The organism is Spirosoma sordidisoli (assembly GCF_004138325.1).
Lineage (GTDB): Bacteria > Bacteroidota > Bacteroidia > Cytophagales > Spirosomataceae > Spirosoma > Spirosoma sordidisoli.
On the sequence record NZ_SBLB01000006.1, the window covers coordinates 125866 to 151641 of the forward strand.

General features: G+C 56.6%; 25 protein-coding genes. 10 read left to right on the forward strand and 15 right to left on the reverse strand.

What is annotated here, in order from left to right:
- Window positions 1–7 precede the first annotated feature (7 nt).
- The gene (locus EQG79_RS20875) at window positions 8–952 is read right to left on the reverse strand and encodes a 2-hydroxyacid dehydrogenase (protein WP_129603704.1); all 945 of its coding nucleotides are present in this window, start codon (window positions 950–952) and stop codon (window positions 8–10) included.
- Between the two features lie 146 nt (window positions 953–1098).
- On the opposite strand from EQG79_RS20875, the gene pdxA reads away from it, so the two are divergent.
- Both pdxA and EQG79_RS20885 read left to right on the forward strand, forming a co-directional pair.
- Complete coding sequence (pdxA, locus tag EQG79_RS20880; RefSeq protein ID WP_129603707.1) at window positions 1099–2619, forward strand: 4-hydroxythreonine-4-phosphate dehydrogenase PdxA; 1521 nt, start codon at window positions 1099–1101, stop codon at window positions 2617–2619.
- Window positions 2620–2729: 110 nt separating this feature from the next.
- Window positions 2730–3617 carry a YicC/YloC family endoribonuclease gene (locus EQG79_RS20885; protein WP_129603709.1) on the forward strand — a complete coding sequence of 296 codons (888 nt, stop codon included), beginning with the start codon at window positions 2730–2732 and terminating at the stop codon, window positions 3615–3617.
- Here the strand turns inward: EQG79_RS20885 and EQG79_RS20890 are convergent.
- Window positions 3614–4066 (reverse strand): hypothetical protein, encoded by a 453-nt coding sequence (locus EQG79_RS20890; protein ID WP_129603713.1) that lies wholly within the window; start codon window positions 4064–4066, stop codon window positions 3614–3616. The genes EQG79_RS20885 and EQG79_RS20890 overlap by 4 nt on opposite strands.
- Before the next feature lie 137 nt (window positions 4067–4203).
- On the opposite strand from EQG79_RS20890, the gene EQG79_RS20895 reads away from it, so the two are divergent.
- Window positions 4204–4839 carry a DNA-3-methyladenine glycosylase gene (locus EQG79_RS20895; protein WP_077921204.1) on the forward strand — a complete coding sequence of 212 codons (636 nt, stop codon included), beginning with the start codon at window positions 4204–4206 and terminating at the stop codon, window positions 4837–4839.
- 94 nt (window positions 4840–4933) lie between these two features.
- Window positions 4934–6367 (forward strand): S41 family peptidase, encoded by a 1434-nt coding sequence (locus EQG79_RS20900; RefSeq protein WP_129603715.1) that lies wholly within the window; start codon window positions 4934–4936, stop codon window positions 6365–6367.
- A gap of 229 nt (window positions 6368–6596) precedes the next feature.
- On the opposite strand, the gene EQG79_RS20905 is transcribed toward EQG79_RS20900, so the two are convergent.
- Entirely contained in the window at window positions 6597–6998 is a 402-nt protein-coding gene (locus EQG79_RS20905; RefSeq protein WP_077921206.1) for a hypothetical protein, read from the reverse strand.
- A 46-nt stretch (window positions 6999–7044) separates the two neighbouring features.
- Between EQG79_RS20905 and EQG79_RS20910 the strand changes: the two genes are divergently transcribed.
- Together EQG79_RS20910 and EQG79_RS20915 are read left to right on the forward strand one after the other, a co-directional pair.
- A complete protein-coding gene (locus EQG79_RS20910; protein ID WP_129603717.1) occupies window positions 7045–7959 on the forward strand; it encodes an alpha/beta hydrolase in 915 nt (304 codons plus the stop codon).
- 8 nt (window positions 7960–7967) lie between these two features.
- Window positions 7968–9518: a carboxylesterase/lipase family protein gene (locus tag EQG79_RS20915; protein ID WP_129603720.1), complete on the forward strand. Its 1551-nt coding sequence runs from the start codon at window positions 7968–7970 to the stop codon at window positions 9516–9518.
- 18 nt (window positions 9519–9536) lie between these two features.
- Here the strand turns inward: EQG79_RS20915 and EQG79_RS20920 are convergent, their stop codons facing one another.
- The 4 genes from EQG79_RS20920 to EQG79_RS20935 all read right to left on the reverse strand — a co-directional run bounded on the left by EQG79_RS20920 (window position 9537) and on the right by EQG79_RS20935 (window position 15169).
- On the reverse strand, window positions 9537–10463 hold the full coding sequence (locus EQG79_RS20920; RefSeq protein ID WP_129603722.1) for a hypothetical protein: 927 nt from the start codon (window positions 10461–10463) through the stop codon (window positions 9537–9539).
- A gap of 266 nt (window positions 10464–10729) precedes the next feature.
- The gene (locus EQG79_RS20925; protein ID WP_129603725.1) at window positions 10730–12280 is read right to left on the reverse strand and encodes an ABC transporter permease/substrate-binding protein; all 1551 of its coding nucleotides are present in this window, start codon (window positions 12278–12280) and stop codon (window positions 10730–10732) included.
- A gap of 3 nt (window positions 12281–12283) precedes the next feature.
- Window positions 12284–12997, reverse strand: a complete 714-nt coding sequence (locus tag EQG79_RS20930) for an ATP-binding cassette domain-containing protein (protein WP_077921211.1) — start codon at window positions 12995–12997, stop codon at window positions 12284–12286.
- A 231-nt stretch (window positions 12998–13228) separates the two neighbouring features.
- Window positions 13229–15169: a CocE/NonD family hydrolase gene (locus EQG79_RS20935; RefSeq protein WP_129603727.1), complete on the reverse strand. Its 1941-nt coding sequence runs from the start codon at window positions 15167–15169 to the stop codon at window positions 13229–13231.
- A gap of 229 nt (window positions 15170–15398) precedes the next feature.
- Here EQG79_RS20935 and EQG79_RS20940 point away from each other — a divergent pair, with 229 nt between their 5' ends.
- Window positions 15399–15827 carry a tellurite resistance TerB family protein gene (locus EQG79_RS20940; RefSeq protein WP_236648727.1) on the forward strand — a complete coding sequence of 143 codons (429 nt, stop codon included), beginning with the start codon at window positions 15399–15401 and terminating at the stop codon, window positions 15825–15827.
- A 32-nt stretch (window positions 15828–15859) separates the two neighbouring features.
- Window positions 15860–16243: a copper resistance CopC family protein gene (locus EQG79_RS20945; RefSeq protein ID WP_129603730.1), complete on the forward strand. Its 384-nt coding sequence runs from the start codon at window positions 15860–15862 to the stop codon at window positions 16241–16243.
- A gap of 67 nt (window positions 16244–16310) precedes the next feature.
- On the opposite strand, the gene EQG79_RS20950 is transcribed toward EQG79_RS20945, so the two are convergent.
- The 8 genes from EQG79_RS20950 to EQG79_RS20985 form a co-directional block, all read right to left on the reverse strand.
- Window positions 16311–17675, reverse strand: a complete 1365-nt coding sequence (locus EQG79_RS20950; RefSeq protein WP_077921213.1) for a lactate utilization protein B — start codon at window positions 17673–17675, stop codon at window positions 16311–16313.
- Window positions 17676–17854: 179 nt separating this feature from the next.
- On the reverse strand, window positions 17855–18055 hold the full coding sequence (locus EQG79_RS20955) for a helix-turn-helix transcriptional regulator (RefSeq protein ID WP_077921214.1): 201 nt from the start codon (window positions 18053–18055) through the stop codon (window positions 17855–17857).
- Window positions 18052–18483: a hypothetical protein gene (locus EQG79_RS20960; protein WP_077921215.1), complete on the reverse strand. Its 432-nt coding sequence runs from the start codon at window positions 18481–18483 to the stop codon at window positions 18052–18054. The genes EQG79_RS20955 and EQG79_RS20960 overlap by 4 nt, the downstream gene beginning before the upstream one ends.
- A 412-nt stretch (window positions 18484–18895) precedes the next feature.
- A complete protein-coding gene (locus EQG79_RS20965; protein WP_077921216.1) occupies window positions 18896–19633 on the reverse strand; it encodes a (Fe-S)-binding protein in 738 nt (245 codons plus the stop codon).
- Between the two features lie 66 nt (window positions 19634–19699).
- On the reverse strand, window positions 19700–20026 hold the full coding sequence (locus EQG79_RS20970) for an L-rhamnose mutarotase (protein ID WP_077921217.1): 327 nt from the start codon (window positions 20024–20026) through the stop codon (window positions 19700–19702).
- Window positions 20027–20031: 5 nt separating this feature from the next.
- Entirely contained in the window at window positions 20032–21414 is a 1383-nt protein-coding gene (gene fucP, locus EQG79_RS20975; RefSeq protein WP_129603732.1) for an L-fucose:H+ symporter permease, read from the reverse strand.
- 117 nt (window positions 21415–21531) lie between these two features.
- Complete coding sequence (locus tag EQG79_RS20980; RefSeq protein WP_077921219.1) at window positions 21532–22317, reverse strand: L-fucose dehydrogenase; 786 nt, start codon at window positions 22315–22317, stop codon at window positions 21532–21534.
- 117 nt (window positions 22318–22434) lie between these two features.
- Window positions 22435–23412 carry a type I phosphomannose isomerase catalytic subunit gene (locus EQG79_RS20985; RefSeq protein WP_129603735.1) on the reverse strand — a complete coding sequence of 326 codons (978 nt, stop codon included), beginning with the start codon at window positions 23410–23412 and terminating at the stop codon, window positions 22435–22437.
- Between the two features lie 308 nt (window positions 23413–23720).
- On the opposite strand from EQG79_RS20985, the gene EQG79_RS20990 reads away from it, so the two are divergent.
- Both EQG79_RS20990 and EQG79_RS20995 read left to right on the forward strand, forming a co-directional pair.
- A complete protein-coding gene (locus EQG79_RS20990) occupies window positions 23721–24356 on the forward strand; it encodes a TetR/AcrR family transcriptional regulator (RefSeq protein ID WP_077921221.1) in 636 nt (211 codons plus the stop codon).
- Window positions 24357–24409: 53 nt separating this feature from the next.
- Window positions 24410–25750, forward strand: a complete 1341-nt coding sequence (locus EQG79_RS20995) for a TolC family protein (protein WP_077921222.1) — start codon at window positions 24410–24412, stop codon at window positions 25748–25750.
- Window positions 25751–25776: the final 26 nt, after the last annotated feature.

The window sequence follows — 25776 nt, forward strand, 5'->3', positions numbered from 1 at the left end:
GGGAGGCTTACGACTTCACCTGCCTGATCTGCCGCACCAGCACCTCGTTGATACGCACGTAGCTTTCGTGGGTCCAGCCCGCTACGTGGGGGGTCAGTACGACCCGCTCCGACTGACGGAGATAATCGAAGGCGGTTTGCTGATCGGGCGTAAGCCGGGCCAGTTTCTCATTTTCGAGTACATCGAGGCAGGCCCCGCGAACTTTACCCTGTTCCAGTCCCCGCACTAGTGCCGACAGGGAGGTAATCTCGCCCCGGGCAATGTTGATCAGGTAGAACGGCCTGCTCATCTGGCTGATGAAGGAGTCGTTGACCAGCTGGCGCGTATCGGGCGTGAGCGGTATGTGCAGACTCAGCACGTCGGCATCGGCCATGATCTGTTCCAGCGAGGCTTCCTGGACGTACGCATCGCCGTAGTGGGTGCGGTACTTATCGTAGGCCAGCACCCGGCAGCCGAACCCACTCAGCCGCCGGGCCGTGGCGCTGCCGTTGTTCCCATATCCGATAATGCCGACGGTCAGGCTTCCCAGTTCGTAACCCCGGTTTCCTTCCCGGTCCCAGACTCCCTGCCGAACTTCGCGGTCGGCCTTCAGAATATTCGCCAGCAAACCAAGCAGCATTCCAACGGCATGTTCGGCCACGGCATCGCGGTTACCTTCGCCCGCGTGAAACACCTGAACCCCCCGACGGTCGGTTTCGTCGAGATCAATCAGGTCCAGGCCAGCGCCGGCCCGGCCGATGAACCGCAGCCGGGGGGACTGGCTCAGCAGATCGGCATCGACCGTGGTTTTACTGCGGATGATTAACCCGTCGAAAGGGGTGAGGGCGCTGATCAGTTCGGCGCGGGTGATGGTGGGCTGGTAGTCGAACGCAAACCCTGCATCGGTAAGCATCGTAAACAGCGACGGGTGCATCTCGTCGGCAATCAGAATGGAAGGCGTGTTCTGGGACATCCGTAGGCTTTTCGTAACTTGCGAATCAATTTCCTCACGACCCCTGTTTCTTCGGAGATGGCAACGGCTGAAACCGGCTACCTGTTCTTGCTCCGCAGCGGACTGAAGAGGGTGATGAGGAATTTTGGCGAAACTAACGAAAGTGCATGGAACAACGCCAATCCGACGAACTGAATGACGGTCGCCCCGAGCCAACGCCCGGCACGCAACCTGTACATACGCCCCAGGATCAGACCGAGTCAGCTACCGCAGCCCGGCAGATTACCATCAGCCAGCCGAACAAAGAAGACCGGCGCGAAAACCGGCCACCCAACCGGGGCAACCGACCCGAGCGCGAAGGTAATCCCAACCAACCCCGGCAGCAGTCTCCCAACGGCCCGCGCCAGAACGGCACCGGTCAGCCCGGCAACCGGCCAGCCAACCGACCCGAGCGCGACCCCGCTTCGGCCGAAGCGACACCCGGTCCGAAACAGGGTGGGCAACCCAACAATCGGCAGGGCGGCCGCGACAACCGCAACGAACCGCGTAACGACCGCGACCGGAACAACGGCGGACGCGAGCGGGAGGCTCCCCTCCGCGAAGCCGACGACCAGGCCGACCGCGATACGGGGCTGGGCGAAGGCGCCGGTCGTTCCCGCGATGAACGGCTCGTGATCGGTATCAGCCTGGGCGATTATAACGGGATAGGCCCCGAAGTCATTCTGAAGGCACTCCAGTACAACCGGCTCCAGAAGCTCTGCACACCCGTTATCTACGGGTCTATGCGGGTGCTGAATCGCTACCGAAACCTGATCGACCTGAAAGACTGGAACCTCAACGGAACCCAGACCATCGGTCAGATCAGCCACAAACTGACCAACGTCATTACCTGCTGGCCCGACCAGAACCAGGACATTCAGCCCGGGCAGGTAACCCCGGAAGCCGGTCAGGCTGCGCTGGCCTGCCTGCAACGCGCCGTCGATGATCTGAAAGCCGGTAAACTCGACGCCCTGGTTACGGCACCGATCAATAAGTACAATATCCAGTCGGAGGAGTTCAAATTTCCGGGTCATACCGAGTACCTCGCCGAGCAGTTCGGCGTGCAGGACAACCTGATGTTCATGGTCAGTCCAACGCTCCGCGTGGGTGTAGTAACAGGCCATGTGCCGCTGGGCCGGGTTCGGCAAAACGTTACCCGCGATCGTATTGCCCAGAAGTTAACCCTGATGATGCGATCGCTGAAACAGGACTTTGGCATCGACAAACCCAAAATTGCGGTGCTGGGCCTCAACCCCCACGCGGGCGAAGAAGGGCTGCTGGGTAACGAAGAGCAGGATATCATCAAACCCCTGCTGGCCGAATGGCGCAACAAAGGCCAGCTGGTATTTGGCCCCTACCCGGCCGATGGCTTCTTCGGCACCCGTAGCTACACCAAATTTGACGCCGTGCTGGCCATGTATCACGATCAGGGGCTGATTCCGTTCAAAGCCATTGCGTTCGAGGAAGGGGTCAACTTTACGGCGGGTATGCCCGTTGTTCGTACCTCACCCGACCACGGCACCGCTTATGATATTGCCGGCAAGAACCTGGCCGACGAAACCTCCATGCTCCAGGCGATCTATACCGCCATTGACGTAGCCCGCCAACGGAAAGAGTTTCTGGAACTGGAAGCCGGGGCACTCAAATAGCGACACTCATCAGGAACGATATTCGGTCTGCGGTTTTCAGTTTTCGGGAGCCAACACCGGGGTTACACCGTACCGACGATAAACTGACAACCGAATAAACGATACATAGTATGCTTAAATCAATGACCGGCTTCGGCAACGCAACCGTAGAAGCCGGTGGCCTGTCGGTAACGGCAGAAGTCAAGACCCTCAACTCAAAGTTTCTGGACATCTATTGCCGTATACCCCGGCAGTTTTCCGACAAGGAGATCGAACTGCGTGCCCTGCTTACCCAGCAGCTGGAGCGCGGTAAAGTGGAGCTATCGGTCAACCTGGCCCGTACGAGCGCGGTGCGGCCTGGCGTCACCATCAACCGCCCCCTGGTCCTGGCTTATGTGAGCGATATCAAGGAAACGGCCAACAGTATGCTGATGAGCGTATCGGACAGCGATGTGCTGCAACTGGCGCTGCAACAACCGAACGCCTACCTGACCGAGTCGGCCGACCCCGGCGCCGACGCGTCAGAATATGCCACCGTTCGGGCCGCCGTCGAAGAAGCCGTTCGGCGCTGCAACGAATTCCGGCAGCAGGACGGGGCCGTACTCGAAGGCAAATTTCAGGAGTATATCCAGACCATCAGCGACCGGCTGGCCGACGTCGAAGAGCAGGACGTTCGCCGGATTCCGGCTGTTCGCGACCGTATGCGCAACAGTGTCAGCGAGCTGCTCAACAGCGACACCTTCGACCAGAACCGGTTCGAGCAGGAGCTGGTCTATTACGTGGAGAAGTTCGACATATCGGAAGAGAAAGTCCGGCTCAAGAACCACCTTGGCTATTTTCTGGAAGTGCTGGCTACGGAAGAAGCCAACGGCAAAAAACTAAACTTCATCTCGCAGGAAATCGGCCGCGAAATCAATACCATCGGCTCCAAAGCCAACGATGCATCCATTCAGCGATTCGTTGTTCAGATGAAAGACGAGCTGGAGAAGATCAAGGAGCAGACCATGAACGTCATCTAGGGCGCTACGATCAGCGTATACCCCGGTTTCATAGCCTCGAACGGAATAACACGCCCATTGTAGCGAAGCTCGCTGGCGCGGGTCCAGCCGTTGCAGGGGGTGTTATCGACGTATGTCTTCAGCTGTATGACACCCAGACGACTGGCCCCACTGTCCAGCCAGAAACGGGTGGTGTCGCCCGTTTCCCGGCTGATGGTCAGCGCGTCGTAACTGCTTATGGCATTGGTGGCTGGGTTTACCCGGGCATCGGGCAGGCTCACCCATTGCCCGTTGCGGTAATACCCAATCCCTACATCGGCCGCCGTGGCGGCTGTAATCAGGGGTGCTCCGGCCGCATCGGTCAGAAAAACCTGTACCGGCTGGGGTGAACTCTGGCAGTCGACACTATCGGAACAGGCCGCCAGCAGGGTAGCCCCGCCCAGCAACAGTATTCGGACGAAAAAGGTCATACACGAAAAAGAGGGTACAATCGCAAACAAGATACTTGTTCTGTCGATTAAAATCTACCCGGGCGACATCAAAGAGCCTGGTAATACCAATCACGCCAGCCTGTTGTACCAAACCAGCTGGACTACGAATCGACTTTATGGCTGCTTTATCCCTCCCGTTCTACGAAAACCACGATACATTGACCCTGGCTCAGCGCCTGCTTGGCTGCGAACTGGTCCACGATTCTCCAGCGGGCCGAACAGCGGGTATCATCGTCGAAACGGAAGGCTACCTCACCGGCGATCCGGCCTGTCATGCCTACCGGCGCGCGACCAAACGCAACGCGGCTATGTTCGGCCCGGCCGGTACGCTGTATGTTTATCAGATTTATAACCATTACCACTGCATCAACGTCGTAACCGGGCCCGAAGGGGTGGGCGAAGCCGTACTGATCCGTGCGCTGCAACCCACCGATGGTCTGGCGCTGATGGAAGCCCGCCGGAACGAAGCGTTTACGACCGGGTTTGAACGCTACCGCAACAACACCATCGACGCCAGCACCCCCGAGGGGTTCCGCAACCTCTGCAACGGTCCCGGCAAACTGGTCATTGCCATGGGCATCAGTCGGGCCGATCATAATTTCTCGTCGCTGGTTTCGGGGCCGGTGTCCATACAGGAGCCTGTTCTGACCGATTTCGAGATGATTACAACCACCCGGATCGGCATCAAATTCGGAGCCGACCTACCCTACAGGTATTATATAAAAGGTAACCGCTTTGTAAGCAAAAAATAGGCGTTGTTACGTACATTCGGGAATCGATCACACTTGCTATGTACCACCGACCCGACTTGGCCGGGGTGTAGCTTATCCGTAGTCCCTTCCTGTTATGAACCGTTTATCGATCGCTCTTTTTATCCTGCTGGTAATCGGGAGCAGCCGACCTCTGGTTGCCCAAAACCGAAACGCCAACCTCACAGACGCCGACAAGATTGCCGGCCTTTCGCTGTTCTGGTCAGAAGCCCGGTACAACTTTGCGTACTTCGATAAAACGAAGGTCAACTGGGACAGTGCCTACCGGGCTTTTATTCCGCAGGTGCTATCGACACGAACGACTTATGACTACTACCGAACCCTCGAGCGGTTCTGCGCCTTACTGAACGATGGTCATACCAACGTCTACGCGCCCTGGTCGGTACTAGGCTACTCTACCTACGTTCCGCTGCAACTGCTTGCCATCGATCAGAAAATATACGTATCGCAGGTGCTGAAAGGTCTGTCAGACAGCGTCCCCATCGGTTCCGAGCTGTTGACCGTGAACGATCAGCCCATACGACAATACCTCGACCAGAAGGTGTTTCCGTATGTCTCCGCATCGACCGAACACCATAAGTGGAACAATGCGCTGTTCAGACTATGGAGCGCGACCAGCGATACGACCACCGTATACCCGATGACGTTCCGAACCCCTGACGGCAAGACCATCCGGTTCGACTCGCGGCTTTTTTCACAGCGGGAACGCAATCAGTCGCAATGGCTTCGCGGCAATGGCACAAGTCCGGCTAAATCCCAGCTTTCGCGGCTCACCATGCAACCGGGCAACATTGCCCATGTTGAGCTGAACAGCTTTGGCGATAAAAAAGTGATTGACCAGTTTAAAGACATGCTCCCGCAGCTCCGAAGCGCCAAAGGAATCATTCTCGACATACGGCAGAACGGCGGGGGCAATTCGGACATAGGGGCCGAAATTCTGAAGTATTTCACGGCCGAGAAGCGGCTGGTTGGCTCGGCCTGGCGTACCCGCGAGCACCGGGCCGCTTATAAAGCCTGGGGAACCTGGCAGGCAAAATCCCCTTATGATTCGACAAAAGCCAAAACCGACGCCTGGTACCGCCGGGCCTATCAGACCTTTACCGGGGATTTCTGGTATGCCGGTGATACCATGACCTACGATAACGACCTCAACGAGCCGAGGTTATCCATGCCTGTCGTAGTACTGGCCGGTAATCAGACGGCGTCGGCCGCTGAAGACCTGCTGGTTATTATCCGTCAGCTGAAGACCACCCGTATCCCCATCCTGGGCGAACCGTCTATGGGCACCACCGGCCAGCCGCTACCGTTCGACCTGCCGGGCGGTGGCAGTGCCCGAATCTGCACCAAACGCGATACCTACGTTAACGGAACCGACTTTGTAGGCGTTGGCGTAAAGCCGGACATCCTGGTGAAGCCAACTGTGCAGAGCCTCATCAGCGGCCGTGATGTGGTACTGGAACGGGCGCTGGCCGTACTGACCTCTTCGCCATCGGCTATCGGAAAGAAATGACGTTGCAGGTGGTGACAGGAACCTATTCGCCCAGGGCCGGCATTTGCTCTTTGTCCAGATGCCGGGCAAACGTATAGCCGGTAATCGAACACTCATGGAAAGCAATAGCCTGGGCCGCTGCTATCTTTAGCGGTTCCATACCATGAGGAAGTATAACAAACAAAGCGGGACAGGAAACGAATCTAACCCGTTTTCTGTCCCGCCCGTCTGGTTGGTTTATGGTCGCAACTTACCGTCTGGTTGTCAACACCGTCTGGCCGCCCGGATAAAGCACATCGGCGTTGTCTTCAGCCGTGATAAATACGTTATCAGGCTTTGTCGTTTCGGTGGTGGTCAGCCGGGCTTTGAGGTTCCTGGAGGCTGGTCGTATCTGACCCAGCTTTTTGGCGGCATCCCGGCCCGATTCCATCCAGACGACGTAGGTATCCCGGGGCGGGTCGAGCCGCTTTGGCTCGGCCAGATTCCGCACGTTTACGTCGACGACGAAGTTCTTGTTTTTATCTTTCTTCACCCTGACCTCTCCGGTAGCCGCCGGCACGATCTGGGATGGTACAAAGTTCATTTTCGGCGTGCACGAACTGATCGCGACAAGCAGGAAAAGTACGGAGGCAATAACGTTGATCGTTTTCATAACGGAATACTGGTTAACTAGAAATCTAACCAATAGTATTGTAGAGATGTTTTCCGTCCTGTCCTATACCCGCCGGCTACGCGGCACCCTGCTGGCTGGCTTTTGTCTGCTGAGTCTGCTGAACACGGGTTTCGGCGCCCACGTCGACACGATCGATGTGCCCAGCGCCCGCATGAACCGTACGCTACGGGCCGCCGTCGTTTTACCCGACCGCTACGTGAGGGCAAAACGACGCGACAGGCAGCCCTTTCCGGTCCTGTATCTGCTCCACGGCGGCACCGGTAGTTTTCGCGACTGGCTCACCAAAACGCCCGACCCAACCCTGCTGCACCGCTTGGCGGATCAGTATAACCTCATCATAGTTACGCCCGACGGCGACCCAACCAGCTATTATTTTGATAGTCCTCTGGTTAAATCCAGCCAGTTCGAGACGTTTATTTCGGCCGAGCTGATCGAAAAAATCGATGCTACCTATCGCACCATCCGTGACCGGAAAGGCCGGGTTATTGCGGGTCTGTCGATGGGAGGGCACGGTGCTATGTTCATCGCCAGCCGTCATCCCGACCTGTATGCCGCTGCGGGCAGCATGAGTGGTGTCATGGATATCAACACCGCCACCTGGAAGGTGGCGCCCGACTTTGCCAAATCCCGCGCGGCTAATTTTGCTACGCTGCTGGGCCCGCCAGCGGCCGGTAACTCGCCGTACCCGGGCTATACGATGGTTACGCTGGCCGACCGGCTTAAGGCCAATAACCTTCCACTGATCTTCGATATTGGCGTCGATGATTTCCTGATCGAAACAAATCGGGAACTTCACCGGCTGCTGCTGGCCAATCAGACGCCCCACGAGTATATCGAACGCCCGGGGGCCCACACCTGGCCGTACTGGCAGTACGCACTCCCCTATCAGGTTCTGTTTTTCAGCCAGATTCTCAAGGCCAATCAGGCCGCTACTCCTTAACCAAACCTATGAAAATCAGCCCTTTGTTTCTGTGCCTGGCGGCCCTGACCCTATTGACCAAACCCGGAGCAGGCCAGTCGTCTGTCGTCCCCATAACAGGTGGCCGGATTAGCGGAACCACGAACGCCAAAGGCGATGTACGTATCTACAGAGGCATTCCTTTTGCGGCTCCGCCCGTTGGAAACCTTCGCTGGAAAGCTCCTCAGCCGGTTGTCCCCTGGTCGGGTGTTCGAGCCTGCAACGCCTTCGGGCCAAGTCCCATGCAGGGCTCACCGGCCCCGTTCAGCATGTGGAGCGCCGAATTTCTGATTCCGAAAGAACCCATCAGCGAGGACTGCCTCTATCTGAACGTCTGGACAGCGGCCCGATCGGCCACCGAAAAACGGCCGGTCCTGGTCTGGATCTATGGCGGGGGCTTCAACAGCGGAGGGAGTGCCGTACCCATCTACGACGGGGAATCAACGGCTCAGAAAGGGATCGTGTTGGTTAGCATCAACTACCGCGTTGGGGCATTCGGGTTCATGGCTCACCCCGAACTGACCCGCGAGTCGGGAACAAACGCTTCGGGTAACTACGGCCTGCTCGACCAGATTGCGGCTTTGCAGTGGGTCAGACAGAACATTGCCGCTTTTGGCGGAGACCCGGCCAACGTGACCATTGCCGGCCAGTCGGCCGGGTCGATGAGCGTCAGCTGCCTGGTGGCGTCGCCCCTGGCCAAAAACCTCTTCAATAAAGCCATTGCCCAGAGCGGAGCCGGTGTCGGACGGCCCTATGCTTCCCTGAAAACGGCCGAAGAAACGGGGGTGAAAATTATGCAGACGCTGGGCGCTGCGTCGCTGGCGGAGCTGCGGGCTACCCCGGCGGCCGAGATTCAGCAAAAGGCGCAGGGGATACGCGGCCCTATTATCGACGGCTACGTACTGCCCGCATCGGTCACCGAGCTCGTTACAGCCGGCCGTCAGGCCAACATAAGCCTGCTGACGGGCTGGAACGAAGACGAAGGCCTGCTCCCCGGCCCCATCAAACCCGCCGTCGAGTTCCGTAAACAAACCGAACAACGGTACGGCCCCGACGCCACAACGCTCCTCCAGTACTACCCCGCCGGCACCGATGCCGAAGCCGATCAGTCGCAGCGAAACCTGGGGCGTGATCTGACCTTCGGAATTCAGAACTACAGCTGGGCCATGCTGGAGGGCGGGCAGGGCAAAACCGTATACGTATACCGGTTTCGGCGGAAACTGCCGGCTACGGGCCAGTATGCCAGTTACGGTGCGTTTCATACCGGCGAGGTGGCCTATGCCTACGACAACCTCCGGTTCATCGATCACCAGCTGCGACCGCTGAACGCTACCGATGCCGACCTGGCCCGCATTATGGCTACCTACTGGGCCAACTTCATCAAGACCGGCAATCCCAACGGTCAGGGCTTACCCCAGTGGCCGGCTTTCTCGCCGACCGGCAAACAGACCATGATTCTGGACATGCCGGCAAAAGCCCAGCCGCTACCCGATGCCGCTGCCCTCGACTTTCTGTCCGGGCTGGTCGGCCGGCAACCTTAAGTCTCAATTGCCAGCCGGTCAGGAGACCGTCTTGCCGTACGCCAGCGCTGGGGTACCCAGGCCGTATTCATTCTGTAATACCTGATAGGCACGCTCTTCTTCGGCATCGTACATGCTTTTGTCGAAGAGCGACTGGTGGCCCGAACTGACGGCGCTGGCCCATCCGTGCTGAGCATACGGATCGTACTCGAAGTTGGTGGCCCGCAGCCCCATCTCGCTGATCTGCCGAAACCATTTGGTGCCCGTATCGACCCCGTCGGTTATGCCCAGCGGATAGGCCGGTCCGTACGGCATCGTAACCCGGCGCGCCAGGGGCATATTGATCAGCGCCGTAAATTCGTTAAGCCGGCATTCGGGCAGGGGCCAGGAATGATCGGCGCAGATGATCTTCTGAAAGGGCGTTTTGCGGACGTTTCCGTAGGTCTGGTAGAGCTGCTCGATTTCGGCGTAGTCGGGCTGGTACTGATCGTACATACCGCCCCAGCATTTCTGCGCTTTATAGGCCGGGCAGTTCCAGCACTGACCCACTTTCCCGATACCTACCGCATCGCCTATACGCTCGAGGTACGCGCCCACAATATCGTCCCGGTAGAGAACGTCGTTGTGAGTCAGCAACAGATACGACTTATCGGTTTTCTCCCAGGCATACTGATACCGAACGGCATGTCGGAAAGCCGATAAAGACAACAGATGGCGTTTGTAGCTCTTCGTAATGTCTTCGTACCACAGGAAAAACCGGGGTGTATAGTACACCGTGTTGTAGTCCCGAAGCAGTTGGTGCAGTAACGTAAGGTCGCTTCCGTTGGGTTGTTTACGTTCTTCAGTGATGTATATTTTATCGATCCACTGACCGGAATACCGCATCAGCGATAGCAACGTGACGGCGGTCTGATATGGTTTTCCATACACGCTGACGGCAACGTCGACAAGAGGGCGGGCTTGCATTAAGAGTAGTTGAGGAGTTGGACATCTGTTTTATGGGGTTCATCTGAAGTTTCATAACGCGTTGAGCCACACCAAATTCTTCAACTTTCCCTCTGGAATATGTATACCAACTACCCAAAAAAAGAGGAGGACCAGATACCGTATAGTAGAGATAAAGCTGTATGCTACTTATAAATTTATCATGTAACTTTTGGGGAAATAAAGATAAAAACAGTTTTCATAATTTATTTATTCAAGTACAAATATTTTTACTAAACGGCTATTATCTACTCCCTGTTCAGGTAGTCGACCAACTCATCGATTGAGCGTAAACCCAGTTGCTGCGTTTGTTCCCGACGCATCATCAGGCAGTAACTGTTGTTGAATCCGAGCGGGCGCTGCCAAACCAGGCCATACTGCCGCGCAAAGGCATTTTTCACGTATCGGTACACCGTGTCAGCCTGCATCGGTAAGGTCCGGAGGGTAGCAGCGGGCGGTTGCAGAATAACCAGCAGCCCCGTTCCGGTATATTCAGGGTAAAAATCGATAGCCCCTGTCCGCAGGGCGTCGAAGCAGATCTGGGTGCCGCCCAGGCCCGTACGCGTGGCAACCCGCAGGCGCGTATGCCCCTCGATCAGCTGCCGGTAAATCTCCGACAGGATATACTGCTCGGTAAAGAGTTTCGAGCCCATCACCACGGTTTCGGTGCGGTTGCCGGGGGGGCTTGCTTTGTAGAGTCCCGTCTGCTTCAGAAAACGGGTAGCGATTTGTTTGGGCGACTGGTGTAGAAAATCGGCCTGGTAGTTCAGCGCGGTCATCACCGAATCGGTCAGTTTACCTGCCAGCCGGTCGAGGGTCGGGCCCAGTTCGGGGTGGCGGTCGAGGGCGGCCTGCCGAACAACGGGAGCGGCATCGTAGGGCGGAAACGCATGTCGGTTATCGGTCAGCACCACCAGATCGAAAGCCCGGATACGGCCGTCGGTCGAGTACCCGCTGATGATGTCGACCTGTCGGTTACGAATGGCTTCATACATCAGATTCTGGTCGATCAGTCGCGGGTGCAATCGGAGGCCGTACGTTTTCTGAAGGCCGGGATACCCATCGGCGCGTCCGTAGAACTCGTGTGCAAAGCCAGCCGTCAGTTTATCGCCCCGCATCGGCAGCAGGTAAAACCCCGACAGAACCGGCACCAGCGCCACGAAGGCAAGCGCCCCGACGCGCATTTTCCGGCCACTAAGCCGCTGCAGCGCGGCCAGCCCCAGGTCGAACCCGATGGCCAGCAATGCCGCCGGTATGGCCCCGGCCAGGATCATATTGGTGTTACTCAGCGCAATACCGCTGAAGATAAACTCACCCAGCCCGCCAGCGGCTACGTAAGCCGCCAGGGTGGCAACGCCTACGTTGATGACCGTAGCCGTACGCACGCCCGCAAAGATGACCGGCAGCGCCAGCGGCAATTCAACCTTGGTCAGGATCTGCCGACTGGTCATACCAACACCCCGGGCTGCTTCGCGAACCGTAGGGTTAACCTCCGTAATGCCTACGTAGGTATTACGGATAAGGGGAAGCAGCGCATACAGAAACAGCGCCACCAGCGCTGGACCAGCGCCAATCCCCAGCAGCGGAATCAGGAACCCCAGCAAAGCCACACTCGGTACGGTTTGCAGCACCCCCGCCACGCCCAGTATACCACTGGCCAGCCGCGGCCGACGGGCAATCAGAATACCGAGCGGAATACCCACCACCAGCGCCAGCAGCAGCGATACGAAGGTCAGTCCAATGTGGGTCAGGGTTTGTTCGAGGAGCTTGTCGGCGTTCTGGCGTAAAAAATCGAGCATGGATCAAACGTCTAGGAAATCGCGGACAAAATCGTTGGCAGGCTGGTTCGTCAGGTCGCCGGGCAGACCGATCTGCACGATACGGCCCTGGTGCATGAGCGCGATGCGATCAGCCAGTTCAAGAGCCTCGGCCACGTCGTGAGTCACGAGCACCACCGTTGTTTCCTGCAACTCACTGAGGCCAAACAGTTCACGCCGGACGTGACGACGGGTGAACGGGTCCAGCGCCCCGAATGGCTCGTCCATCAGGACCACCGGGGGTCGGGTCGCCAGCGCCCGCGCGAGTCCGACCCGCTGACGCTGGCCCCCGCTCAGGTCGGCCGGGTAACGGTTCAGGACGGCTTCGGGTAGCTGTAGTTTACGGATCAGTTCGTCCGTACGCTCCCGGATGCGGTCGGGTTCCCAGCCCAGCAGGTTCGGCACGGTAGCGATAGCCTCGGCTACAGTATAGTGCGGGAACAAACCCCCATCCTGAATAACGTAGCCGATGCGTCGGCGCAGCGTGGGCGCATCCTGTTGCCGCACGTCGGTTCCGTCCAGCCGGATCTGGCCGCTGTCGGGTTCGATGAGCCGGTTCAGCATTTTCAGGGTCGTGGTCTTGCCGGAACCACTGGTTCCCAGCAGCACCAGCGTCTCGCCCGGTGCTACGCTGAACGAAACGTTATCTACCACCGCCGTGGGGCCGTAGCGTTTGCTGAGGTTCTCGACCCGAATCATAAATGCCTGTCGGTTTATCAAGAGGTAAAGTTACAGGGAAGGGCCAGCGCCCAGCATATCGTCGTCACAAATTTGTCGCCTTGCCCGATGGACGGCGTTATTCCTGACGCGCACCGATTGTCGCTGCACGTAACGACGGTCTTTCCGGTCAAATCCCCAAAAAAACGCCGTTTACCCCCGGCCTAACCAGAGCGGGAGCAAACGGCGCCACAACTGCCGACCCGAATCGGCTTATTTCAGAATCTGCACGCTGATGACGGAGTTATCGTAAACCCGGTGGGTGGCTTTTTTGAAGTCCTTCTCCTCAGCTTTGAAGATATTATCGACGTAGGTCTGCGGATTGCGGTCAATGAGCGGGAACCACGTACTCTGCACCTGGATCATCATCCGATGGCCTTTTTTAAACGTGTGCAGAACGTCCTGCAACCGGAATGTCACGTCGGTTATCTCGCCGGGCTTAAACGGTTCGGGCTTCTCGAAGCTATTCCGGAAACGCCCGCGCATGGCTTCTGACCGAACCATCTGCTGGTAGTTGCCCAGGGTAATATTCTTGTTCGGCATGTACGGGTGGTTGGGTTCATTGGGCGGGTACACGTCAATCAGTTTCACGACCCAGTCGGCATCGGTGCCGGTGGTGCTCACTTTCAGCTTAGCCGTAATTTCGCCCCCCAGCGTCAGATCTTCGGTCAGCACATCGGTCTGAAAGGTTAACACATCGGGCCGCCGACCCGCAAACCGCTGATCTTCCGACATGTAGTTGAACGGCGTAAAGCCCTGCGTTGTGGTAATGTCTTCGGTATAGGGAACCGGTTTCATAGGGTCCGATACGAACTCGGTAAAGCCATTGCCGCTCGGATCGGCCGAGCCCATGATCTTGTTCGAGGCCAGCATACCGTCAGAATTCAGGAAATACTCTTTGGTTTGGGCGTCGGCAGCGGGCCATTTGTCGAAGGTGCGCCACTCGTTACGGCCGGTGTTGAAGAGGTACGCTTCGGGCAAACCGGTTTTGCCGTCGCCCGCTCCTTTCAGGAAATGACCGAAGAAGTTTGCCTCGATATTGCGCTGGTAGAAGGTAGCGATGCTATCGCCGAAATACACGTTCGAATGCAGCGTATGCCCCGTCTCGCGCGACCACCGGCCGTGCCCAAACGGGCCCATAACCAGGGTGTTGTAGGCGCCGGGTGTATTTTTCTCGATGGTTTTGTAGATGTTCAGCGGGCCGTAGAGGTCTTCGGCATCGAACCAGCCACCTACCGTCATCACGGCCGGCCGGGTATTTTTCAGATGCGGCAGGATACTGCGCTTCTGCCAGAACGCATCGTAGTTGGGGTGTTCAACGGTTTCCTGCCAGAAGAAGTTGTCCTTGTAGTATTTCTGTACATTTTTCAGCGGACCCAGATCGTACTGAAACTGAAAGCCGTCGCTGCTGCCGGTCTTGATAAACGAGTCGTTATACCAGGCCGTGGTAGTTGGTGCCGGATGCTGCACGCCGAATACCGGGTAGGTAAACAGATATGCCTGAATGAACGCGCCGTTATGGTGGAAATCATCGAAGAAAAAGTCCGACACGGGGGCCTGGGGCGAAGCCGCTTTCAGGGCCGGGTGCGCATCGGGTAATGACGCTGCCGTGTAGAAGCCGGGGTAGCTGATGCCCCACTGGCCCACCCGACCGTTGTTGTTCGGCACGTTCTTCAGCAACCACTCGATGGTGTCGTAGGTATCGGAGCTTTCGTCGGGTGCTCCGGCGGTAGTGGCCGCGGGCTGTGCTTTCTTACGCCCTTTCGTAGCGGCCGGTGCCGGATCGGGCAGGTTGGGGGTCATGTTGGTCCAGGTTCCTTCCGAAGCCCAGCGCCCCCGCACATCCTGATAAACGAAAATGTACTTGTCGCGCATCAGCGTACCCGATGGACCTACGGCCGCCGGGTACGCATCAGGCCCATAGGGCGCCACGCTGTAGCAGGTACGCTGCATTAGAAACGGATATTTGTTGATAGCCGACGCATCTTTCGGCACATACACGTTGGTGTGCAGTTTGGTGCCATCGCGCATGGGAATCTTGTACTCGAACTTCTGGTAATTGTCGCGGACAAAATTACCGGTTGCGGTTGTCTGGGCAGACGTGGCGGCACAGGAACCGATGAGCGCCAGCAGGCTGTAAAGCCATTTTTTCATGGGGTTGACGGGGTTAACGATGAACAACCGTAAAGATACAGATTCGGCCGGCATCGCGGCTTCATGACCGCACCCGTTACGCGTCGGCCCGGCCGCACCCGATCTCTAATCGGTTTCTAACATGGGGTTAATCCGGCTCTAAACCGGAGCCTGCACCTTTGTATCACACAAAACAACAAGGCTAACACGAGCCGGCTGTCTGTTCTGTTTCATTTTACCAACAATCGACATGCAATCCCTTCCGACACTACCCGCCGATGGATCGGCCCCTATCCAGGAAATCACCGAGACCATTACCTATAACGACCGGCTGGCCACCTTGTATCTGGGTCTGGGCAATGCCGTCTATGCGCTCACCAAAGTAGATGGCCGTATCCAGCGTGAAGAGTCCGATACGGTAGAGCGGATTCTGGTTAGTCTGCCCCAGGGGCATCTGGCGCTGCAGGCCTTCTCGGTGCTGGACAGCTGCGACGTGCCGGTCGAAGCCGCCTACGCCTTTGCCATGCGCCGATTCTCCGACAATCGGAAGGCGCTGAGCGAGGCCTTAAAAAAGCAGTTTGTTGCCCTGCTCCTGCAAGTTGCTGAAGCGCATGATAGCATGTCGACCAAAGAGCAGGAGTTCATCAAGCGGTTTCGGCGCGACCTCCGACGGTTTTGACCGGCCGCTTTCCAATCAATTGTGTATGAACCATGAAAACCATAAAATTTCTCTTGCTGCTGGTATTCCTGACCAGCCCCATTTTCATATTCTCCAACTTCCGTCCGTCGGCCAATGGGTCGTTCGGAGCCACTGTAGAAACGGAACCCGAGCGGATACGGGTGCTGATCGACAAACCCGCCAACAGCCTGCTGACGGTTCAGGTAACGGATCAGGACGGTTGGCCACTGTACGCCAGCACGCTCGACAAACAGCAGACTTCCAGCCCGTTTACGTTTAATCTGAACGGATTACCCGACGGGCAGTACCAACTCCGGCTATCGAACGGCAAACGAACGAAGATCAGCCAGATTCAACTGGTATCGACCGGCAATCCCGCCGACCAACGGCAGGTGCTGATCCAGCCCATTAACTAAGCCGCATCCGCGCCAACCGGTCTGTCATGGACTGGTTGGCGCGTTGTATCCGGGGTAATGGAGCTTCTTATTTCTGATTGGCCGCGTACCACTCGCGGAAACTCTGCTTCGGTGGCTCGGGCATTTCGCGGGCAATGGCCCAGGGGTTGATGGTACCGTTATGCGTCAGCGCGGAGGGCGTGCTGGCCAGCATCCGGCGCGCCACCCGTCCCAGCCGGGCATAGAGCCGGGGGCGGGCCAGCACTTTGGCCAGGAGCTGCATGCCGACCCGTTTACCAGCGGGCATGGCTTTCTGGCTGCCAATGATCTGCCGCCATTTATAGAGCTGAACGTGAATATCGATTTTGACCGGACACACATCGGAGCATGAGCCGCAGAGCGTACTGGCAAACGGAAGGGTACTGTGCTTTTTCAGGTCGACATTCGGCGACAGAATCGACCCGATCGGGCCCGGTACTGTATAGTCGTAACTATGGCCGCCACTCCGCCGGTAAACCGGACAGGTGTTCATACAGGCACCGCACCGGATACACTTCAGCGACGCCCTAAAATCCGGCCGGCCCAGCTGCTCTACCCGCCCGTTATCTACGATGATGACGTGCAGTTCCTGGCCGGGGCGGGGCCGGTGAAAATGGCTGGTGTAGGTCGTTGACAGTTGCCCCGTGGCCGAGCGGGCCAGCAGGCGCGTGTATACGCCGAGGTGGTCGAGCCGGGGAATCATCTTCTCGATGCCCATGCTGGCAATATGAACCGGAGCCAGCGTAACGCCCAGGTCGGCATTACCCTCGTTGGTACATACGACAAACCCGCCCGTTTCGGCAATGGCGAAGTTAACCCCCGACAGCGCTACGTCAGCCGCCACAAAATGCCCGCGCAGGTGCTGACGGGCGGTTTCGGTCAGAAATTGCGGATCGCTGGCGCCCTCGGGCGTGCCGAGGTGCTTGTGAAAAATCTGACCCACATCTTCCTTCTTGAGATGGATAGCAGGCAGTACGATATGGCTCGGTGGCTCGTCGTTGAACTGAATAATTCGTTCGCCCAGATCGGTGTCGACTACCTCTATTCCTTCTTTGATCAGAAACGGGTTCAGATGACACTCTTCGGTCAGCATGGATTTGCTCTTGACCAGGCGCTTTCCGTTATGCTGGCGAATGATCTGCAACACGATCTCATTGTGCTCCTGTGCATTGGCCGCCCAATGGACCCGAATCCCGTTAGCCGTCGCATTCCGCTCAAACTCCTCCAGGTACTCGTCTAACCGGCTGAGCGTATGATTCTTGATCTGCGAAGCCAGCTCACGCAACTCCTCCCATTCGGGCAACGAATAGGCCATACGGTCGCGTTTCTGGCGTACAAACCAGAGCGCGCCATCATGCCAGGTGGTGCGGTCAACGTCGGCCGTAAATCGTTTGGCTGCCTGAGCGTGCGTCATGTGAGTAGGGTTCTGCAAAAAGATAGTTTCGCTGGTTCGCTGCCGGTCTGCGCTCCAGTCGCCTGGGCCGGGCTTACCCAAAATTACGGCAAAGCAACCGCATTTCCCGGCCCGATTGTCAGTTAAACAGGCTCGTCGAGTAACAGCTTTGCTGCGCGGTTCAGGACCCAGGCACCTGCTTAATCGGTTTCGTCTAATTCAAATAACGCTTCTACCGGCTTTTGGAATACGTGAGCCAGCTTCAACGCCAGAATGGTGGATGGCACGTACCGGCTCGTTTCAATCGAGTTTATAGTTTGACGGCTCACCCCAATTCGATCAGCCAGGTCGGCCTGAGAGAGATTATTTTCAGCGCGGCATACTTTCAGACGGTTCTTCATGCGGTCAACTGCTGGGTATCGCGATGGGTAAGCCAGCGAAAACGACCGATGAATACCAGCAATACGGTAAACATGTTATAGATCATCATGCTAAAAAATACCCCGTCGTACGTGACTATAATGGCGACAACCAAAATGAGATAGTTTATATACACACTCCATTGCAAGGCTTCGAGCCGTAGCCTGCCAGTTCGCTCGTCCTCAATTTTCTCCCGAGAAAAAGCAATCAGCAATAAGCCCACAATACTTCCTAGACTGGCTATTTCATCCGTAAAGTTACCAGGTAATAAGGCAGTAGGCGAACCTATGGATAACCAGTCGATAGTATACTCACCATATAAAACAAAAAGTCCCAATATAACTGATGGAACCACGATCAGCCAGCCAGCTAACCGGTATTGATGCGGAAAAAGCCATTTTGTATTCATATAAATGTAAAGTTTGTTTGACCATGCAATGGTAAAGTAAATTTTACATATAGTCAAATAAACTAGTCTTTTTTATGGCAAATTTTGCAGGAGTTTGTTCGGAAGCCGGTAAAGAGGCATTGCCCCGCCAAGGATAAAGGTGGTGAACCAATGCAGGTGAGTTTATAGACAGACGCACCGCCGGGGCTACAGAGAAGGATTAGGCAGGACAGGGCTATCGACATGGCGCCCCTGGGGCTACGAAAGCGGATTGGCTTAGGTGGGGCCAGCGATATGACGCACCGCCCAGACTCGATGAAACAATGTGTTAATAACCTCACCCCTCTACCGCCGTAGGTGCGGTATGTCAGTAGCTTCCAGGACAGAAATCCGACACAAAGTCCCAGCGGGGCGACACGGTATCAACCATCAATTATGTAGTGGCCGTTAATATCTCGGCGACATGCATCACCCGCAGAGGAAGCTTCTGACGCCGGACAATTCCTTCCAGATGCATCAGGCAGGACACATCGCCACCGGTAATCACCTGGGCTCCGTTTTTGACATGATCCGACACACGATCCTGCCCCATCCGGGCCGACACAGCGGCCTCTGACACGCAGAACGCTCCCCCAAAACCACAGCACTCATCATACCGATCCAGCTCGACCAGCTCCAACCCCCGAACCTGCTTCAACAAGCGGCTCAGATGACCATCGCGACTCGGCGACATCTCCGAATCACTGGCCAGGCGCAGGCCCCGCTGACCGTGGCAACTCTGGTGCAGACCCACCCGGTACGGAAATTCAGCGTTGATACTCGTGATACCGAGCACCTCGGTCAGGAACTGCACCAGTTCATACGTGCGCTCCCGAACGTGCTTTACGGCGGGCGTCTGCTCAATGATGTTGAAATGCTTTCGGACGTGGTAAACGCAGCTACCCGATGGCGCAACGATGTAATCGAAATCGGCAAAGGTCCGTACGTAGTTGTGGTAGACCGGAATCGAATCGGCTTCGCAACCTGCGTTGGCCATGGGTTGTCCACAGCAGGTCTGCTCCATGGGGAAGACAGCCTGCACCCCCAGCCGCTCCAGAAGCTGCAGCGTAGCGATGCCTACCTGCGGGTAGAACTGGTCAACGTAGCAGGGAATGAATAGAGCAACGTTCATACCGTAGTGCCGAACCTCCGGGCCCGGAAGAAATCGTTTGTTGCGACCGAACCCGGCAGGCCAGCCTTACAGACTAAAAATTTTGTTCATCAACAGCCACTTCTCACCGGGCTGCGCCATGGGCAGCGCCTGCTGGTAGGTCCACATGAGGTCTTCCCACTTCTGTACGATGGGGTTAGCCGCATCGGCTGCGGCTTTGGCATCGAAGGAGAACGAATCATTGGTTTCCATCAGCATGAACAGCCGGTTCCCGACCCGGTAGATCTCCATGGCCGTTATGCCCGACTCGCGGATACTGGCTTCGATATCGGGCCAGATTTGCTCGTGGTAGCGTTCGTATTCGGCAATCAGCGCCGGGTCATCTTTCAGGTCTAGAGCAAGAGCGTATCGCATGGCCACTAAACGATGGGGGCGTGTTCAACCTCCGATGCCCGCGCCTGATACCCCTGCAGAGCGTAGAAGACGATGTACGAAAAACAAACCAGCGGCACGATCAGCGCGTAAACGGCTCCTTTGGCAAACAGCGCCCCGGCAACCAGCGGCAGCAGTGCCCCGCCCACAATGCTCATAATCACGAGCGACGACGCAATTTTCGACTCGGCTCCCAGGTTCTTGGTAGCCAGCGCGAAGATGGTCGGGAACATGATACTCTGGAAGAAATACGTGAAACTCAGCGCGATAACGGCCGTCAGCCCGCCCGACACCATGGCCAGAATGACCATCAGTACCGAACCCGCCGAGAACAGGGCCAGCACCTGGTTGGGCCGGATACGCGTCATCATCGATGTACCGACGAACCGGCCGAGCATGAACAGCAGCAGGGCAAACGACGCGTGAAAACCGGCCACCTGGGTCGGCGACAGATCACCCGATGCGCCCCCGGTCAGGGTGTTGATGCCGTTCATGTAGCCCTCGGCCAGCGCCCAGTGCCCATCGCGGGAGAAGTCTAGCTTCAGATCGACGAAATAGCCCCAGAGCGTAGCCTGAGCCCCTACGTTTACGAACTGAGCAATGACGCCCAGCGCCAGCTGCCGATGCCGCAGTACGCTGAAAATCGGAATCTTACCAGCCGCCTGCTCTTCTTCAGCACCGACCTCCGGCATTTTGGTGATCGCAAACAGAATGGTAACGAGTGCAATGATCAGCCCGATGGCCAGATAGGGGCCCTGCACCGAGAGCGCTTCCTGCACCCGAATGGCTTCGGCCTGGGCCGAGTCCATGGCGGTGAGCATTTCGGGGGTGTACTCCGTTTTCGAGAAGATAAACAGCGCCCCGATAATCGGTCCCAGAATGATGCTGATGCCGTTGAACGACTGCGAAAAATTGAGCCGCCATTCGGCCTTGGTCGGATCGCCGAGTACGGTTACGTAGAGGTTGGCGGCCGTTTCGAGAAAGGCAATTCCGCAGGCCATGGTAAACAGGGCGAACAGGAAAAAGCCGTATACCCGTACCTCGGCGGCCGGGTAGAACAGAAAGGCTCCGCCCCCGTAGAGCAGCAAACCGAACAGGATACCCCGCTTGTAGCCAAATCGACGCATGACATAACCGGCGGGTAAGGCCATGAAGAAATAGCCGAGGTAGAAGGCGAAATCGACAATGCCAGCCTGAAAGCGGTTCAGATCGAGCGCAATCTGAAACTGCTTGATCAGCGATCCGTTGAGACTGTTGGCCAGGCCCCACAGGAAAAACAAACTGGTGACCAGCGCAAACGCAATTTTGTAATTACCGGTAGCCTGACCAGGTTTCAGGGTAACGTTTTCGGTTGAAGGTCCGAGTGCCATTGGGTAGGGTTTAGAAATACAGAAAGCAGGAGCGCCGACCCGGCAGCGAGAGCCGCCCGAAGCCGACAGAAACAGTCAAATATAGGTCGGTTTTTGACAAACGCCGTAGCCCGGCCGTTAGTCGGTAATAGCCCGATCCAGGTGCGTATAGCCACCGTCGACGTGGATGAGCTGGCCGGTGGTGTGGCTCGACCGGTCCGAAAGCAGGAACGCCACCGCGTTGGCAATCTCTTCGGTGGTTGTCATCCGTCGCTCCAGCGGAATCTTCGAAACGATCTGTTGCAGCTTCTTATCCGGATCGGGCAGGGTTTTGATCCAGTTGGCGTAGAGGGGTGTCCAGCTTTCGGCCACAACTACGCAGTTGACCCGGATGCCGTACGGGAGTAGCTCAACGGCCCATTCGCGGGTGAGTGCGTTTCGGCCACCGTTGGCAGCGGCATAGGCCGAGGTGCCCCCCTGCCCCGTTTCCGCCACTTTCGAGCCTATATTGACAATGGCCCCTTTAGAAGCTTTCAGCGCGGGTAGCGCATGATGAACAATCAAATAATAGTGGACCAGGTTGCTGTGGAGCGATTTCATAAAAGCCTCGTACGAGCCGTTCTCCAGACTGACGCCGTCATTGACCCCGGCGTTGTTAACAACCCCATCGATCCGGCCGTACTGAGCCAGGACCTGCTCTACCGCCCGCCGACAGTCATCGGGTCGGCTGAGCTCGGCCGCAAACTGATGGGCCTGACCGCCATCAGCCCGCAGGGCATCTACCATTTTGAGGTTGTCGGCTTCGTTGCGGCCAATGATGACCGGAATGGCGCCTTCGGCTGCCAGCACCCGGCTAATGCCTTCGCCTATTCCTTTCGCCCCGCCCGTAACGAGGATGATTTTATCCTGAAGATTTAGGTTCATTACCAAAATGAATTAACAGTCATTCGTGGTCATTAAGTAGCGATTGCCCGTAAACTACTGAATGAGCACGAATGACTGTCCCGGTCAGGAAGGACTACCTGAGGGTGTCCGGCGCCGTTAGGGTACGTACGTTTCCAGCACGGTCATGTCGCCGTCGGGGACGAGCGTAACGTTCCGGACCGAAGCCGGAATCAGCACACACTGCCCCATTTTGAGCGAAACGCTATAGCCTCCGGGTGCATTGACGGTCAGCCCGCCCGATACGCAGATCAGGACAACGAACGAGTCGAGGTGGGTATAGTCGTGCTCGACTTCCTGGGTGAAGTTCAGCACGTTCGTGACGAAATAGTCGCTTTTAACGGCGTTGACGCTCTCGTTCTGCTTGCGCTCGTAGGCGGTCTTGTACTGGTCGTAATGGTGGTAGTCGATGGCATCGACGGCGAGTTCGGTATGGAGCTCCCGTTTCTGGCCGGTTGTGGCATCGACCCGGTCAAAGTCGTAGATGCGGTAGGTCGTATCGGAGGTTTGCTGAATTTCGGCCAGCAGCAGTCCTTTCCCAATGTAGTGGACCCGGCCTGCGGGCAGGAAAAATACATCGCCGGCCTGGGCTTCTTCGATGTTCAGCAGGTCCTGAATGGTATTATCGGCAACGGCTTTTACGTATTCTTCCTGGCTGACCTCCCGGTTAAAACCCGAGTTGAGCCTGGCCCCTTCGTCGGCCTGGATGATGTACCACATTTCGGTTTTGCCGTAGCCGCTCCCGCGCTGCTCAGCCAGCTTATCGTCAGGGTGTACCTGAATAGACAGGTCGTCGTTGGCGTCGATGAATTTGATCAGCAACGGAAACCGGTCGCCATACTGTTCGTATACGCGCTGCCCTACCAGTTCTCCTTTATACTGCTGCACCAGTTCGCGCAGCGATTTTCCTTTCAGCGCGCCCTCCCGAACAACCGATACGTTGCCTTCAACGTCGGACACCTCCCAGGTTTCTCCGCAGTTGGGCAGGGGCGAAAAGTCTTTCCCCAAAACCGTTTTAATTTTCTGACCACCCCAGATTTTGTCTTTGAAAATAGTTTCGAACGTAAGCGGATACATATAAATAAGCTATGATTAACGATACATAGTGCGCCAAAGCCCGTCAGGAGATTGTCTGACAGTCGGGCTACCGTTCCTGCGGCCAGGTTTGGCATCAACAACGGACCGGCAAGGTACGGGGTTTGTCGATTCAATGGAAGACGGGCAACTTCAGGGTTAAAAGAATTAGGAAATAGCTACTTTATGACCCCTATTTTGTTGGTTTACCGGGTATTAATTAGCCAAAATCAAGATTTTAAATGTTTGTTTAAAAAAACTATTCAATCTTCTTGCGCGTTGTTTGACTAACACATACTTTTGACTGCCCAATGAAAAAAGCAATGAACTGTTTCCCATCCCAGTCTACCGAAGAGCGTATCAAGGAAGCTGCCCGGCAGGTATTCCTGGAGAAGGGATTCGACGGGGCCACTTCGCGCGATATTGCCGAAGCCGCCGGGATCAACATTGCCCTGACCAACTATTACTTCCGAAGCAAGGAAAAGCTGTTTGTCACCATTTTCGAGGAGATTACCGAGTTCTTCTTTACCGGCATGTCGGCCATTCTGAACAAGCCGATCAGCCTGCGCGAGAAAATTGCCGAACTGATCGAGCATGACTTCCGGATGCTGCGCGAAAATCCCCGCCTGATCAACTTCATCCTCAACGAGGTACACCGGAACCCGGAGCGGATGGGCAAAATGATTGGCTTACAGAAAGTCCTTCACCACTCGATGCTGGACGAACAGGTTCAGCGGGAAGTGAGACAGGGTACCATTCGACCCATCAGTTCCATGCACCTCATGACCATGATGGTATCCAACATCCATTTCCTGTTCGTGAGCAAACCCATGACCACGCAAATCTGGAACATGACCGAAGACGAGTTTACGAAGTTTGCCGACGCACACAAGAACCTCGTTATCGATATGGTAACCAACTACTTATTCGAATCAGAAAAGGCCTAGCCTTTTTTTTGCCCTAATTTTAAACAAACTTTTAAAACGATTAATTATACGCCATGTTTAAAACAGAATCAAAATCCCGACGACTGGCCCGGTGGTGGCTCCCCGTTGCGCTGCTGGCCGCTGGCTCGTCTGTTCGGGCTCAGGAGTACACCCTCGATCAACTCCTGGCCAAAGCCCAGACCAGCAGCTTTTCGGTTCAGTCGGCGCGGCTCGACGAGGTTAGAACAGAGGCCCGGATTGCTGAAGTGAAAGCCGGCGCCCGCCCCCAGGTGAACCTGGCCGGCGACTACAAACGGTACCTGAAAATTCCGGGGCAGGTTGTGCCCGCATCGGCCTTTGGCGGTCCGGACGGTACGTATCAGGTGCTGGCGTTTGGTCTGCCCTATAACCTGTCGACAACCGTACAGGCCGTTCAGCCGCTCTACAACCAGTCGCTGCTGATAGCCACCAAAGCCGCCAAAGCCAGCCGCGACCTGTCGGCCCTGCAAACCCAGAAAGTCAGAGAAGACGTTGCCTACAACGTATCGGCTACCTATTATAATCTGCAGACAACGGCCCAGCAGATCGCGTTTCTGCGGAGCAACGTAACGGCTACCGAGCGCCTGATTGGTATTACCGATCTGCTTCGCCAGAACCAGCTGGCCAAAGGCGTCGATGTGGACCGGCTGCGGTTGAGCCGAACCTCCTCCCAGACGCAGATCGAGTCGCTGCAGGCTACGTATAATCAGCTGCTCAACACGCTCAAGTTCCTGGCAGGAATTCCGCAAACTGATTCGCTCACGATTCGCACCACCATCGACGAAACCACTCCTGTTGCGCCCGCCAACGAATACACCATCAACCGAACCGACCTGCAACTGCTCGATCAGCAGCGAACGCTGAACAGCCTGGAGCAGCAGAATATCAAAGCGGGCTTCGTGCCGACCCTGACGGCCTACGGCGTTGCCAACAGTACGGTATTTGCCGTGGGGGGCGATAACTCCTACCTTAAAAACGTACCAGGCTACTGGGTAGGTCTTCAGCTCAACTGGAACCTGTTCGACGGATTGACCCGCAAAGCCCAGCTCAGCCAGAAACGCATCGACAATCAGCAGCTGGATGTTCAGTCGCGGCAGGTGCGGGAATCGATCTCGATGGAGATTGCCAACGCCCGCAACCAGTTTCTGGTTCAGCAGCAGAACCTGAGCACTACCCGCAGTCAGGTAACCCTGGCCGAGCGGGTCTACGCCCAGACCCAACTCCAGTTTAAGGAAGGCACCGTCGATGTTACGGACGTGGTGCAGGCCGAAAACACCCTCCGCGACGCGCAGAACAACTACCTCAACACCCTGGTCAGGCTCCGCACGGCCGAGCTGGACTGGAAAAAAGCAACCGGCAGCCTCGTTAGCCGATAAGCCAGACCCGGTTTCTCACTCATCCG

Bases quoted from the DNA above. Each gene is read 5' to 3' on its own strand.
- EQG79_RS20970 (WP_077921217.1), bottom strand. From the start codon at position 20,026: ATGCGATACGCTCTTGCTCTAGACCTGAAAGATGACCCGGCGCTGATT.
- EQG79_RS20895 (WP_077921204.1), top strand. From the start codon at position 4,204: ATGGCTGCTTTATCCCTCCCGTTCTACGAAAACCACGATACATTGACC.
- EQG79_RS20910 (WP_129603717.1), top strand. From the start codon at position 7,045: ATGTTTTCCGTCCTGTCCTATACCCGCCGGCTACGCGGCACCCTGCTG.
- EQG79_RS20945 (WP_129603730.1), top strand. From the start codon at position 15,860: ATGAAAACCATAAAATTTCTCTTGCTGCTGGTATTCCTGACCAGCCCC.
- EQG79_RS20885 (WP_129603709.1), top strand. From the start codon at position 2,730: ATGCTTAAATCAATGACCGGCTTCGGCAACGCAACCGTAGAAGCCGGT.
- EQG79_RS20965 (WP_077921216.1), bottom strand. From the start codon at position 19,633: ATGAACGTTGCTCTATTCATTCCCTGCTACGTTGACCAGTTCTACCCG.
- EQG79_RS20930 (WP_077921211.1), bottom strand. From the start codon at position 12,997: ATGATTCGGGTCGAGAACCTCAGCAAACGCTACGGCCCCACGGCGGTG.
- EQG79_RS20920 (WP_129603722.1), bottom strand. From the start codon at position 10,463: ATGCAAGCCCGCCCTCTTGTCGACGTTGCCGTCAGCGTGTATGGAAAA.
- EQG79_RS20915 (WP_129603720.1), top strand. From the start codon at position 7,968: ATGAAAATCAGCCCTTTGTTTCTGTGCCTGGCGGCCCTGACCCTATTG.
- EQG79_RS20925 (WP_129603725.1), bottom strand. From the start codon at position 12,280: ATGCTCGATTTTTTACGCCAGAACGCCGACAAGCTCCTCGAACAAACC.
- EQG79_RS20980 (WP_077921219.1), bottom strand. From the start codon at position 22,317: ATGAACCTAAATCTTCAGGATAAAATCATCCTCGTTACGGGCGGGGCG.
- EQG79_RS20990 (WP_077921221.1), top strand. From the start codon at position 23,721: ATGAAAAAAGCAATGAACTGTTTCCCATCCCAGTCTACCGAAGAGCGT.
- EQG79_RS20875 (WP_129603704.1), bottom strand. From the start codon at position 952: ATGTCCCAGAACACGCCTTCCATTCTGATTGCCGACGAGATGCACCCG.
- EQG79_RS20905 (WP_077921206.1), bottom strand. From the start codon at position 6,998: ATGAAAACGATCAACGTTATTGCCTCCGTACTTTTCCTGCTTGTCGCG.
- EQG79_RS20985 (WP_129603735.1), bottom strand. From the start codon at position 23,412: ATGTATCCGCTTACGTTCGAAACTATTTTCAAAGACAAAATCTGGGGT.
- EQG79_RS20890 (WP_129603713.1), bottom strand. From the start codon at position 4,066: ATGACCTTTTTCGTCCGAATACTGTTGCTGGGCGGGGCTACCCTGCTG.
- EQG79_RS20940 (WP_236648727.1), top strand. From the start codon at position 15,399: ATGCAATCCCTTCCGACACTACCCGCCGATGGATCGGCCCCTATCCAG.
- EQG79_RS20950 (WP_077921213.1), bottom strand. From the start codon at position 17,675: ATGACGCACGCTCAGGCAGCCAAACGATTTACGGCCGACGTTGACCGC.
- pdxA (WP_129603707.1), top strand. From the start codon at position 1,099: ATGGAACAACGCCAATCCGACGAACTGAATGACGGTCGCCCCGAGCCA.
- EQG79_RS20995 (WP_077921222.1), top strand. From the start codon at position 24,410: ATGTTTAAAACAGAATCAAAATCCCGACGACTGGCCCGGTGGTGGCTC.
- EQG79_RS20900 (WP_129603715.1), top strand. From the start codon at position 4,934: ATGAACCGTTTATCGATCGCTCTTTTTATCCTGCTGGTAATCGGGAGC.
- EQG79_RS20935 (WP_129603727.1), bottom strand. From the start codon at position 15,169: ATGAAAAAATGGCTTTACAGCCTGCTGGCGCTCATCGGTTCCTGTGCC.
- EQG79_RS20960 (WP_077921215.1), bottom strand. From the start codon at position 18,483: ATGAATACAAAATGGCTTTTTCCGCATCAATACCGGTTAGCTGGCTGG.
- fucP (WP_129603732.1), bottom strand. From the start codon at position 21,414: ATGGCACTCGGACCTTCAACCGAAAACGTTACCCTGAAACCTGGTCAG.
- EQG79_RS20955 (WP_077921214.1), bottom strand. From the start codon at position 18,055: ATGAAGAACCGTCTGAAAGTATGCCGCGCTGAAAATAATCTCTCTCAG.